Source organism: Allorhizocola rhizosphaerae, from assembly GCF_003426775.1.
GTDB classification, from domain to species: Bacteria; Actinomycetota; Actinomycetes; order Mycobacteriales; family Micromonosporaceae; genus Allorhizocola; species Allorhizocola rhizosphaerae.
In genome coordinates this window covers 12,469-25,147 of record NZ_QJUG01000009.1, presented here as the reverse complement: position 1 = coordinate 25,147, position 12,679 = coordinate 12,469, and the positions used below count along the sequence as shown (strand labels likewise).

Sequence of the window (12,679 nt, the reverse complement as noted above, 5' to 3'; positions counted from 1 at the left end):
CCCCGTAACCCCGTTTCTCAAGCCGTCCAACGACCGTGGCGATCAGACCACCGCAGTATGCGTAACACGCGCCGCTGCGACAAGAGCCCGAACGCATGCAAATCGAAAGATGAATCACCGATGGACCTCGATCAATGGGAACGTCCTACCGTCGGCCTCCTGCCATCGGAGGAGGCGGCGGCCCAGCGGAGGAGGGAACGCGGGCTTGCGGCAGGATCTGGCGGCGCACGCGGGCGGCGATGGTGAAGGGCATGATTACTCCACTGCGCACGGCCTGGGCGGGCAACCGTCCACTCACGATGCTCGCCGGGCTGATGGCCGCGCTGACCGTCGTCACGTTGGCCGGACTGATGCTCGACGATCGTACGCTCGGCGGGCAGCCGGTCTGGTTGAAGCCGTTCAAGTTCGCGGTCTCGTTCGTGGTCTACGGCCTGACGTTGGCTTGGCTCATGGCCCATCTGCGGCGCGGGCGCCGCTTCGCCCGGTGGACCGGCGGCATCATCGCGGTGGCGGCGGCGCTGGAGGTCGCCATCATCACGGGGCAGGCGGCTCGCGGGCGCGCGAGCCACTTCAACGAGGCAACGCCGCTCGACGAGACCCTGTTCAGCCTCATGGGGTACATCATCATCGTTTTGTGGTTGGGAACGGCCATCATCGCCGGGATGCTGTGGCGCGATGGCATGCCGGATCGCGCGATGACATGGGCTGTCCGGCTCGGCATGGTGCTGCTGTTGGCCGGGCTCGCTCAAGGCTCTTTCATGGTGGTACCGACCGAGGCCCAGCTGGAGCTGGACGAGCGCGAGGGTTCGCCCATGATGGGTGCGCACGCGGTGGGCGTGCCCGATGGCGGGCCCGGCATGCCCATCACCGGCTGGAGCACGACAGGCGGTGACCTGCGGGTCGGGCACTTCGTCGGGATCCACGCGCTGCAGGCCACGATCCTGTTCGCCATGCTGCTGTCGTGGCTGGTGCGCGACACGGTGCGCCGCACCCGGCTGGTGTCGGTGTTCGCGTTCGCCTATGCGGGCCTGCTGGTGCTCGTGACCTGGCAGGCGCTGCGCGGCCAGCCGCTGGTCGCGCCGGACGGGCTCACCCTCGCCGCATTGGCCGGGCTCGTCGGGGCGACCGCGGCCGGTGGGCTGATCGCCTGGGGCGCCCCGGCGAAGCGGCAGCTCGTCACCGCCGCCTGAGTAGGATTCACGGTCATGGGATGGGTGAGCCGGCTGTTCGAGGAGCGGTACACCTTCGTGCGGATCACCCTGCTCAACCTGAGCGGGGTGGGCTATGTGGTGATCCGCCCGGACGGCGACCCGATAAACGCGGTCGACTGGGTCATCGCGATCGGCGCGTTCCTGTTCGGTTACGTCACCATCTGGTCCCCGGTCACAGTCGTGATTGGAGTTTCGGCGGCGATCGGAGTCGGCGACTTCTTCGGCGCGGACAACGATGTCATCCCGACGGTCGCGCTCGCCTGGGGGCTGCTCGAACTGGGCATGCGCCGATCCGGTTGGCAGGTCTGGGCCGGCGCGCTATGTGCGCTCGCGGGCTGCCTGATGTCGGACTACTCCGAGCTGCTGGCGCATCCCGTCACGGCCGTGTTCAGTGTCGCGCCGTTTTCCGCGCCCCTGCTCGTCGGACTCCAGGTGCGATCGTTGCAACTGCTCAACCGTCAGGCGGCCGAGCGCGCCGCGCAGGAGTCGACCCGGGTGCGCGCCGAGGAGCGCACCAACATCGCCCGCGAACTGCACGACCTGGTCGCCCACCACGTGGCGTCGATCGTGCTGCGGGTGGGCGTGGCCCGCAACGTGCTGCCGCTGGACGACCCGCGCGTGCGCGAGGTGCTCGACGACGTGCACTCGACCGCGTCCGGCGCGCTGGCCGACCTGCGTCGCCTGGTGGCGGTGCTGCGCGACCCGGGCACCGCCCAGCAAACGTCCTTTGTGGACCCCGAGGGCCTGTCCGTCGCGCTGGTCGCGGCCGTCGAGCGCAGCCGCCAGATAGGCCTCAAAGTGGACGCTGACATCGACCCGGGCGTGATCCGGCTCGACTCGCGCACGGCGCTGGCCGTGCTCCGGCTGACCCAGGAGGGCCTGGCCAACGTGGCCAAGCACGCGGGCACGGACGCACAGACGCGGCTGTCGATCCGGGTAGACGGCGACGGCGTCGAGTTCAAGCTGCACGACCTCGGTGGCTTCCCACCGGCGGCGGCACAGGGCGGCGGTCACGGGCTGATCGGGCTGCGCGAGCGGGTGGAGGTGCTGGGCGGCACGCTGCAGGCAGGCCCGCTGGACTCCGGCTGGCAGCTGGCGGCGAGGATACCGGCATGATCCGAGTCATGCTCGTCGACGATCAGCAGCTGGTCCGGGCCGGGCTGCGCATGCTGTGCGAGTCGGCGCCCGACATGGAGGTGGTCGGCGAGGCCTCCGACGGGGCGGCGGCCGTCCGGATGGCCGAGGAGCTGCGGCCCGATGTGATCCTCATGGACCTGCGGATGCCCGGCGTCAACGGGATCGTCGCGACCGGGCGGATCCTGCAGCAGCGTCCGTCGACGCGAGTGCTCGTGCTGACCACGTTCGACGACGACGATCACCTTTATCCGGCCCTGGCCGCGGGCGCGTGCGGCTTTCTGGTCAAGGACGCCACGCCGGGCGAGCTGCTCGACGGGATCCGCCGCGCGGCGGCCGGGGACAGCCCGTTCAGCCCGGCCGTGCTGAGAAGGCTCGTGGCGCACGCTGTGCGCAGCCAGGCCGCCGCCGCACCGCGGCGCGAGCTGCCCAAGGGTGTGACCGAGCGCGAGGCCGAGGTGCTGGAGCTCGTGGGGCAGGGACTGTCCAATCCGGAGATTGCCGAACGCCTGCACCTCGGCGTCACGACCGTCAAGACCCACGTCGCCAGCCTCATGGCCAAAACCGGCAGCGCCAACCGCGTCCAGCTGGCCGTCTACGCCGCCCATCTTTCCCGTTGATCATGAGCTTAATATCCATGATCAACCGGAAAGGTGAGGGAGGAAGTGAGCGAAGAAGGCGGATGGCGAGATCGAGGTTGCGACCTCGTGCGGGCCGTCCGGGGATGGGTCGAAGACGGTAAATGGGCCGTCGAGCGCGACCGTGCCGCGCTGGTAACCGCACACCGACGGCTCGAACACGGTGACCGCCGCGAGCGGGTCGTGGAACGTCACGCCATCGCGCAATGCCAGCCACGGCCCGGCGAAGTCGACCAGCTTCGGGTCGAAGCGCGCTCGAAACGAAGCCGCGTCCATGTGCACCTGCCGGGTCACGTCCAGCCCGATCGCCCGCAGGTGTGACGCCCCGGCCTCGAAGACGACGGACGCCGCGGCCGGGTCGTTGCGCACGTTCCACTCGGCCTTGTCGCCCCTCGCGAGATATTGCCCGCCCATCAGCACGAGCGAGCGCAGCAGCCCCGGCGTGGCCGGGTCGGCCCGGAACAGCTGGGCCACGTTGGTCAGCGCACCGATCGCGATGAGCGTCACCTCGCCCGGGTGCGCACGGATCACCCGCCGCATGAGCGACACCGCGTCTTCGTCGAACGACTCCCGATGCGGCCAGCGCGCCAGCAGCGCGTCGGCGTCGAGTGGGGGCTCCTGCAGCGGCTCACCCCGCAGCGGCCGGGCCGCGCCGGGCGCGATCGGGATCTCCGGCGGGCACAGCGCGCTGGCGAGCTTGGCCCGCGCCAAAGGGTCGGCGGTGACCGTAGTCACGCCCACCAGTTCGGCCAAAGGCTGCGCGACCAGGTAGGACAGGCAGACCGCGTCGTCTATGTCGTTGCCAATGTCGGTATCAAGCAAAACCTTCACACACAAGCCATATCACGGCGTGCGGTCCAAGCTGGACGGTGTTGCCGCGGATCACACCAAGGTTTCCCGCGCCCGAACCCCCGTAGCAGGCCGCGTCCGTGTTGAGCGCCTCGTGCCACCCGCGCACTGACGGAAGGTAGACATTCTGATGGATTCCCGAGAAGTTCGCCACGCACACGACGCCGTCGCCGCGGGCGAACGCGACCGTGTTGCCCGACGCGTCCTCGTGCAGCCACCGGAAACCGTCGTCCGGCCAGAGATCGGGCAGTTTCTTGTACAGCCCGTTCAAGTCGCGGACAAGGGCCCCGATAAAGGGGTCGGCGTAGTCCCACGCCAGGTGGCCGTCCGGGCTCCACTCCCATTCCTGTGCCAGCTCGGCCCCCATGAAAAGCAGCTTCTTGCCGGGGAACGCCCACATGTAGGCCAGCGTCCCGCGCAGCCCGGCCAGCCGATTCCAGCGGTCGCCCGGCAGCTTGGCCACCAGGGCCCGCTTGCCGTGCACCACCTCGTCGTGGCTGAGCACCAGCACGAAGTGCTCGTGTGAGGCGTAGAACGCCGGCCAGGTGAGAGTGTGGTGGTGGTACCGTCTGAAAAGCGGCTCGCGCTCCAAATAGGACAGTGTGTCGTGCATCCAGCCCATGTTCCACTTGAGGCCGAAGCCGAGCCCGCCCCAGTCGACCGGCTTGGTCACCCCGCCCCACGCGGTCGACTCCTCGGCGATCATCACGACGCCCGGGTGCTCGGTGTAGACCCGGTAGTTGAGTTCCTTCAGGAAGTCGACGGCCTCCAGGTTGGTATTGCCGCCGAAGCAGTTCGGCTCCCACTGCCCATAACCGCGCGAGTAGTCCAGGTACAACATGGAAGCGACGGCGTCCACCCGCAGACCGTCCACATGGAACTCTTCACACCAATACAGCGCGTTGGAGATGAGGAACTCTCGGACCATCGGGTTGCCGTAGTCGAACACCAGGCTGCCCCAGTCGGGGTGCTCGCCGCGCCGCGGATCGGGATGCTCATACAGACACGCGCCGTCGAAACGCGCCAGCGCCCAATCGTCCCGCGGAAAATGCGCGGGCACCCAGTCCATCAGCACCCCGATGCCCGCCTGATGCAAGCGATCTATCAAATGCCTTAATTCATCGGGGGTACCGAATCGAGCCGTCGGTGCGTAGAAGCCCGTTACCTGATACCCCCAGGATCCGCCGAACGGATGCTCCATGACCGGCAGGAATTCCACGTGGGTGAACCCGAGCTCCACGACGTAGGCCACGAGCTCGTCGGCCAACTCCTTGTAGGACAGCCCTTGCCGCCAAGACCCCAGGTGCACCTCGTAGATGGACATCGGCCGGCGGTGGTGATCGGTGGGCCGGGCCGCCATCCACGCCTCGTCGCCCCACGCGTAATCGCCGGCATACAACACCGACGCGTTCGCCGGAGGGCACTCGGCCGCGAACGCCAGCGGATCGGACCGGTACACCCAGCGCCCGTCGCACCCGAGCACGCGGTAGCGGTATCGCTGCCCCGCGACCGCGCCGCTCACCGAGCCCGTCCACACCCCATCGTCACCGCGCGACAGCGGGATCCCGTCATCGGGCCACCAGCCGGAGAAGTCCCCGATGACCTGCACCTGCTGGGCGCGCGGCGCCCACACCGCAAACCGCCACCCCTCCGGCACAGGATGCGCGCCCAGCCGGTGCCATAGCTTCATCGCAACAAATTCCCCTCCGGGACGACGATCTGGATGGGCTCCGGTCCCAGCACCCGGCGCAGCGGCTCGGCCTCGATCGCGGCGTCGTAGGCGGTGGCCACCTTGCCCGCGATGCCTTGCCAGCCATAGCGTTCGCCGACCATCGCCAGCGCCCGCTTGGCGATCGCCTTGGCCCGCCTCGGCTCGGCCAGCAGCGTGCACACCGCCTCGGCCAGTGCGGGCGGATCGCTGTGCGGGAACGTCATGCCGGTCACGCCCGGCTGGACGATCTCGGCGAGCCCACCGGTCGCCGACACCGCCAGCGGCGCCCCTGCCGAGGCCGCCTCCAGCGCGACCATGCCGAACGGCTCGTACAGCGACGGGACCACGGTCGCGTTGGTCGCGGCGAGCATCGCGGGCAGTTCACGTTCGGACAGGAAACCGGTGAAGCTCACCGTGTCGGCGACACCGCGGCGGTGGCACGCGTCGACGAGCTGCTCCTTGTATGGCCCGTCGCCCGCGATGACCACCCGCAGCCCGGGATGCTCGGCCTTCATCGCGGGCACGGCCTCGACCAGATCCTGCACACCCTTTTCATAAACGAGCCGCCCGGCGAATCCCACGAGCGGCCCTTTCCCGGCGAAGCGTTCGCGTGCGCGCCTCACCGCGGGCGCGCTCGCACGCCAGACCGTGCTATCCACGCCGTTGGGTACCACCTCGACCTTGTCCTGCGGGAGCTGCAGCAGCCGGGTCACCTCCCATTTCATGTAGGCGGAGCAGACCAGGACCCGGGTCGCGCGGTGGCCGAGCCACCACTCGACGGAGTGGATGCTGCGGTTGAGGTCCTCGGGCAGCCAGCCCTGGTGCCGCCCGGCCTCGGTGGCGTGGATCGTGGCCACCAGCGGCAGGTCCAGATGTTCGGCCAGGGTGACCGCGGTGTGCGTGACGAGCCAGTCGTGGGCGTGGATGACATCGAAACACCCGGTGTCGGTCGCTCGCAGCGCCGCCCGGGTGAGCGTGTGGTTGAAGGCCATCGTCCACGACAGCAGCGTCGGGGTGGACAGCGGGAACAGCGGCGGGTCCTCCGGTGCGCGGACGATGCGCACGCCCTCGCGCATCTCGTCCACCGGCGCGCCTGGCGCGTGTCTGGTCACGACCGTCACCTTGTGCCCGATCGCGGCAAGCGAGGTGGCTAGCGCGTGCACGTGCCGGCCGAGCCCGCCGACTACCACCGGCGGGTACTCCCACGAGAGCATCAGGACACTTGCCATCGAGCCTCCTCGTTTCCCGCATGCCTGTTCGCGCACACCAAAAAGGCACCTGTCCAGGGGTGCCGAGCGTCGCTGGGTTAGATCTATAATGCGTTACTTGAGTTACCGTCGTCCGGAACTTGAGTTTCTTTGCCGTTACAAACTTTGGCAGCGGAGCAATTCGGCGACGCTCCACGCTTGGAACGGACACCCCGTGGCCCCGTGCGGGGCATCACCGTGGCAGGTTTCGCTCACCGAACCGAGGCCCCACTCCCCCAGGTGGGCCATCAGTCCGTCGAAGAGCCCGTCAAGCGAACCGCCGGCCTTCTTGAGCGCGGTCGCGTAGGGCCCGATCAGCCACGGCCAGACGGTGCCCTGGTGGTAGGCGAGGTCGCGCTCGCGCATCGTGCCGTCGTGCCGGCCTTTATACAAGGGGTCGCTTGGCGCGAGGCTGCGTAGGCCAAGCGGGGTGAGCAGCGGGTCGAATCGGTCCAGGGGACCCGTCAGGAAAACCTGCGGCAGCGAATAGGCCAGCAGTTGGTTGGGGCGCAGGGAAATGTCGTCGGCGGTGTCGCGCCCGTCGGAGAACATGCGCTGGAACGAGCCGGCGGCCTTGTCGAGCAGCGGATCACCGAGCACGGCCAGCGCGTTGCACCACAAGGCATTGATCTCCACGGCCTTGCCGGCGCGGGGTGTCACGGGCACGCCCTCCACGCGGGCGTCCATCCAGGTGAGCGCCTCGCCAGGGGCGCCCTGGATCAAAAGGCCATCCGTGGGGTCCACGCGTATGCCGTACCGGGTGCCGTGCAGGTGGGCCTTGAGGATGCCGTCTAGCGCGGGCCGCAACGTGGCCAGCAGGTCGGTGTCGCCGGTGAGCGTGACATGCCGGTCGATCGCGTTCACGAACCAGAGCGTGGCATCGGCCGTGTTGAACTCCCCCGCGGTGTTGACGAGCATGCCCTCGCTGAGCGTGGCGGCGTAGTTGAGCAGTAGCTCGCGCCCCTCGTCGTGCCGCCCGGTGGCCAGGAACAGCCCCTCGTATGAGGTCATCGTGTCGCGCGACCACGCGCCGAACCACGGATAGCCCGCGACGACTTCCGGGCCCTTCACGATGAACGCGTCGGCCGCCCGCTGCAACGCGGTGAAGCCCGCGTTGCGCCGGTGCGCCCGCTCGATGATCACCGGAGCGGGCGGTGGCTCCGCTAGCGAGAGATCGCCCGCCCAGCAAGTCACCTCAAGCGCGTCTCCAGCGCGCTCAAGCCGTGCATGAAAACGACCGGACAGCAACACGTCCTCGGTCGCGGTATAGCCCCGAGCAGCCTCGACGCGGTAGCGCACGCCCCGCATCCAGGTGCCGTCGGGAGTCCAGTTTGGACCGCGCAGGCGCAGATTTCGCATGACGTCGTCATAGGAGGCCGGGGGCTGCTCGCCGTGCTGGTCGCGCCACACGCACAAGGCCTCAAGGGTGTAGTCAACGGGGCCGCCCGCGAGCAGCCGGTCGACCACCGCCACGCACGCCGAGCCGTGCTTGGTGGCCAGCTCGCGCCGGATAACAGTTGGGCCAAGGCGCCATTGCCACGCGGGCAAGCCGTTCACGAGCTCGAAACGCTCCAGATATGCGTGGCCGCGCGGGGCGATGGTCCCGTCGGCCCACTCGTGCGTGCCCAGCCGGACCCCGTCGACCACGGGATCGAGCGAGGCCAGGGCCACTTTTCTGCTCAGGGAGGGGTCGGCGACGACCAGTAAACCGTGGTAGCGGCGGGTACGCAGGCCGGACACGGTACCCATGGCAAATCCGCCCAGACCGTCGGGCACGAGCCACTCGCGGGTGGAACCTTGATCAAGGTCGCCACACAACTGACTGCCGAACTCGATGCGCATTCAATCATCATGCGCTAGACAAGGGAGCATGAATGCCGAACAGCTCCGCCTGAACTCTGCCGCAGCTCGAGAGGAACGCTGGCGGAGCTGGGGGCCATACCTGTCTGAACGCGCGTGGGGCACGGTCCGGGAGGACTACAGCGACTGGGGCAACGCGTGGGACTACTTCCCGCACGACCATGCCCGCTCCCGCGCCTATCGCTGGAACGAGGACGGGCTCGGCGGGATCTGCGACGAGCGGCAGACGTTCTGCTTCGCGTTCGCGTTCTGGAACGGCCGCGACCCGATCCTCAAGGAACGCTTCTTCGGGCTCAACGGGCACGAGGGCAACCACGGCGAGGACGTCAAGGAGTATTGGTGGTACACCGACTCCACGCCCACTCATTCGTGGATGTCTTGGCGGTACCACTATCCGCAGCGCGAATTCCCCTACAACGAACTGGTCGCGGTCAATCGCGGGCGCGGCAAATGGGATCGCGAGTATGAGCTGCTGGACACGGGCGTGTTCGACGATGATCGATACTGGTCGATCGTCGTGGACTACGCGAAGGCGAGCCCCACGGACATGTGCGTGCAGGTGGCGATCACGAACAACGGGCCCGACTTCGAGACGCTGCACGTGCTGCCGACGCTGTGGTTTCGCAACACGTGGGCGTGGGGGCTGCCCGCGCGCGACGACAAGCCGTCCATCCACGGCACGGCCGGCCTGCTTTACGCGCAGCACAAGGACTTCGGCGAGCTGACCCTGCGCGGTGAGGGCCCATGTGTTCCTCTGGTGTGCGACAACGAGACCAACGCGCTGCGGCTGTGGGGCATGCCGGGGCGCAGCGTCTATCCCAAGGACGGGATCAACGATCATGTGATCCGCGGTGCCGATACCGTCAACCCCGATCTGGTGGGTACCAAGGCCGCGTTGCACTATGCCCTCGACGTCGCGCCGGGCGAGACCCGGCGCATCCGCCTGCGGCTCACGCAGGGCCTGCCGGGCGGGGACTTCGACGACGTGATGCGGGTGCGCAAGGCCGAGGCCGACGAATACTTCGCCGCGCTCATGCCGCCCGGCACGACGCAGGACGAGGCTGCCGTGACGCGTGCGGCCGTGGCCGGGCTCATGTGGGGCAAGCAGTTCTACCACTTCGACGTCAACCGGTGGCTGGATGGCGATCCGGCGTCGCCCCCGCCACCGGAGTCGCGGCGCAACGGGCGCAACGCGCAATGGCGGCACATGAGCTGCTTCGACGTGATCTCGATGCCCGATCCGTGGGAGTATCCGTGGTACGCGGCGTGGGATCTGGCGTTCCACTGCGTGGCGATCGCGTGGGTCGATCCGCAGTTCGCAAAGGAGCAGATGCTGTTGCTGCTCAAGGATTGGTACCTGCATCCCAACGGGCAGATCCCCGCTTATGAGTGGCAGTTCGGTGACGTGAACCCACCCGTGCACGCGTGGGCCGCGTTGCGGGTGTTCGAGTTGGACGGCTCGCGCGATTACGAGTTCCTCGGGCACATCATGCACAAGCTCCTGCTGAACTTCACGTGGTGGGTCAACAGGAAGGACTCGACCGGCAACAACCTGTTCGAGGGCGGGTTCCTGGGGCTGGACAACATCGGCCCGTTCGACCGTTCGGCGGCGCTGCCGGTGGAAGGGCATCTGGAGCAGTCCGATGGCACGGCGTGGATGGCGATGTACGCGCTGAACCTGCTGGAGATCTCGCTCGTGCTGGCCACGAAGGATCCGGTGTGGACGGACATCGCCACGAAGTTCCTGGAGCACTTCGCCTACATCGCGCACGCGGCATCGGAGGGCGCCGATCCGCTGTGGGACGAGGAGGACGGGTTCTTCTACGACCACATCCGGCAGGCCGACGGAAAGTCGTTGCCGCTCAAGGTGCGCACGGTGGTGGGGCTGCTGCCGCTGCGCGCGACCACGATCCTCAACTCGGTCACGCTGATCCGGCTGCCCGAGATCGCGGCACGGTTGCGCTGGTTCCTCACGGAGCGGCCGGAGTTCGCCCATGTGCTGGGCGAGCGGCGGATCGGCGGGGGTGGGCAGCAACAGCGGCTGATCTCGGCCGTCGGGCCGCGCAAGCTCCGCAGGGTACTGTCAAGAATGTTTGATGAGAAGGAGTTCCTGTCGCCGCACGGCATCAGGACGCTGTCGAAGGCGCACGAGAGCACCCCCTTCTCGATCCGGCTGGGCGAGCACGAATACACGATCGGCTACGAGCCCGCCGAGTCGCGCGGCCACGCCTTCGGCGGCAACTCCAACTGGCGCGGCCCGATCTGGTTTCCCGTAAACTACCTGCTCGTCGAGAGCCTGCGCCACTACGCGGACTTCTACCACGATGTGCAGCTGGAATATCCGACCGGATCCGGGCACATGCTCACCCTGCCCCAGATCGCCGACGACATCTCCGACCGTCTCATCTCGCTGTTCCTCGCCGACGTACACGGCGACCGTCCAATGTGGGGAGAGTCGGGCATGCCAAGGGATTGGCGGGACCTCATCGTGTTCCCGGAGTACTTCAACGGCGACACCGGGGAGGGCCTAGGCGCCATGCACCAGGCCGGCTGGACCGCACTCGTGCTCGACCTGATCCTGGCGCGCGGCCACAGACGGCAAGGCACACACATCCAAGGCTTCTAGTGTCAAGCTCCGGACACGGCTCGATGGTGACGACAGCTGTCTCCGCACCATCGGCACACTCTAGCCGTGCAACGCGTGCTGCAACCTCCGGAGCCCGTAGCGCAGGACGTTGTCGGGCAGATGGCTGTACCCGAGCACGAGCGCCTGCGCGACCGGTCTGCGCCCGAAGTAGTAGTACCGGTCCAGAGTCTGCACACCGATGCCACGCCCCGCCGCAGCCGAAGCGGCCGACACTGCCGTCATGCCCGCGGGCACGGGCAGAAGCGCCGTGCACGGGCACCGGCCCCGCACCCTGAGCGTCGAGTCCACAATGGACCGCTTCTGCGTGTGCAGGCGGGTGAGCCGCTGCATCTGCCGCGCCAGCGCACCGTCGGCGATCAGGTGCGCCGCGACCAGCTGGAGCAGATGTCCCGGCTGATCCACGCGCTGCGCGATCAAATCCGCGATGTCACGTGGAGCGATGACGTACCCAACCTTGAGCGCCGGCGACAGTACCCGCTCAAATCCGCCGACCACGATGACCCGGTCCCGCGCCGCCGTGTCGATCAGCCTGGGCAGGCCGGCCAGGTCCCGGCGGAGGACGGTGTCTTCCGCCATCTCGACGAGGTAGCCACCGCCGCCCCGCGACCAGTCGGCCAACACCAGCCGGTCGCGTTCGGACAGCACACGGCCGGTCGGGAAGCTCCCGTTCGGGCTGACCACGATCGTCCGCACACCACCGTCCAGCCCAACCGGCCCGGTCCGTGGCAGCGGTATCCCGCCCGGCACCGCCCGCCACATCTCCGGCGCACCCGGCTCCTCCAGCGCCACCGTGGGCCCGCCGCACCCAAGAGCCGATAGCGCGGCCCGCAGTCCGGCCCCAGCCCCAGCCGTCACCACGATGTCGTGTGTCTGCGGAACCCACCCCAGATGTTCGGCCAACGCACGGAGCAGGCCCGGCGCGGCAGCCGATCCCGATTGGAGGCTGGCGTGGTGCCACGCCGCCCGCCACGCCCGCACGGGGAACGCGACCGCCCGGCCCGGCATGAGATCGACGTACCCGATGACCGCTCCCGATCGTCCGGTTTGGACAAACGCGCCCGCCCCGCGCCGGATCTCCAGATGGCCCTGGCCGTGCAGGATGTCATAAGCGGCGACCACAACCCCGCGCGAGATGCCCAGCTCGTCGGCCAGCGTGCGGATCGACGGCATGCGCATGCCGCAGACGACCGCGCCCGAGTCGATCGCCGCGGCGATCTGGCCGGCCAACTGCTCGCGCAGGGGCACCGCCCCATCTCGCCGCAACACCACCGGAAAGGTCAATAGCTCCGCTTGGTACCTCATAAGATGTGAATACGCCGACAAGCTTGTCGCGACGTTGTGGCGCGGTTGTGCACCACAGCCACGCGGCTACGACAGGAGGG

Annotated in this window: 9 protein-coding genes; 4 read left to right on the top strand and 5 right to left on the bottom strand. The window is 68.3% G+C overall.

Annotation, left to right across the window (positions count from 1 at the left end; all coding sequences use genetic code 11):
* Window positions 1-251 precede the first annotated feature (251 nt).
* Genes DM816_RS03170 through DM816_RS03160 form a run of 3 tightly spaced genes read left to right on the top strand, consistent with a single transcriptional unit; the run spans window position 252 to window position 2,965 of the window.
* Entirely contained in the window at window positions 252-1,190 is a 939-nt protein-coding gene (locus tag DM816_RS03170; protein ID WP_211588524.1) for a hypothetical protein, read from the top strand.
* A 15-nt stretch (window positions 1,191-1,205) separates the two neighbouring features.
* Window positions 1,206-2,327, top strand: coding sequence for a sensor histidine kinase (locus DM816_RS03165; protein ID WP_117208531.1), 1,122 nt, complete (start codon window positions 1,206-1,208; stop codon window positions 2,325-2,327).
* Window positions 2,324-2,965: a response regulator gene (locus DM816_RS03160; protein ID WP_117208530.1), complete on the top strand. Its 642-nt coding sequence runs from the start codon at window positions 2,324-2,326 to the stop codon at window positions 2,963-2,965. The genes DM816_RS03165 and DM816_RS03160 overlap by 4 nt, the downstream gene beginning before the upstream one ends.
* Window positions 2,966-2,986: 21 nt before the next feature.
* Here DM816_RS03160 and DM816_RS03155 read toward each other — a convergent pair whose 3' ends face one another.
* The 4 genes from DM816_RS03155 to DM816_RS03140 form a co-directional block, all read right to left on the bottom strand.
* Entirely contained in the window at window positions 2,987-3,814 is an 828-nt protein-coding gene (locus DM816_RS03155) for a nucleoside hydrolase (protein ID WP_117208529.1), read from the bottom strand.
* A complete protein-coding gene (glgB, locus tag DM816_RS03150; RefSeq protein WP_117208528.1) occupies window positions 3,798-5,522 on the bottom strand; it encodes a 1,4-alpha-glucan branching protein GlgB in 1,725 nt (574 codons plus the stop codon). The genes DM816_RS03155 and glgB overlap by 17 nt, the downstream gene beginning before the upstream one ends.
* Window positions 5,519-6,772, bottom strand: a complete 1,254-nt coding sequence (locus DM816_RS03145; protein WP_117208527.1) for a glycosyltransferase family 4 protein — start codon at window positions 6,770-6,772, stop codon at window positions 5,519-5,521. The genes glgB and DM816_RS03145 overlap by 4 nt, the downstream gene beginning before the upstream one ends.
* Window positions 6,773-6,907: 135 nt before the next feature.
* Window positions 6,908-8,632, bottom strand: coding sequence for an amylo-alpha-1,6-glucosidase (locus tag DM816_RS03140; RefSeq protein ID WP_117208526.1), 1,725 nt, complete (start codon window positions 8,630-8,632; stop codon window positions 6,908-6,910).
* Between the two features lie 28 nt (window positions 8,633-8,660).
* On the opposite strand from DM816_RS03140, the gene DM816_RS03135 reads away from it, so the two are divergent.
* Window positions 8,661-11,276, top strand: a complete 2,616-nt coding sequence (locus DM816_RS03135; protein WP_117208525.1) for an MGH1-like glycoside hydrolase domain-containing protein — start codon at window positions 8,661-8,663, stop codon at window positions 11,274-11,276.
* Window positions 11,277-11,336: 60 nt separating this feature from the next.
* Here DM816_RS03135 and DM816_RS03130 read toward each other — a convergent pair whose 3' ends face one another.
* Window positions 11,337-12,599 (bottom strand): GntR family transcriptional regulator, encoded by a 1,263-nt coding sequence (locus DM816_RS03130; RefSeq protein ID WP_117208524.1) that lies wholly within the window; start codon window positions 12,597-12,599, stop codon window positions 11,337-11,339.
* Window positions 12,600-12,679 lie beyond the last annotated feature (80 nt).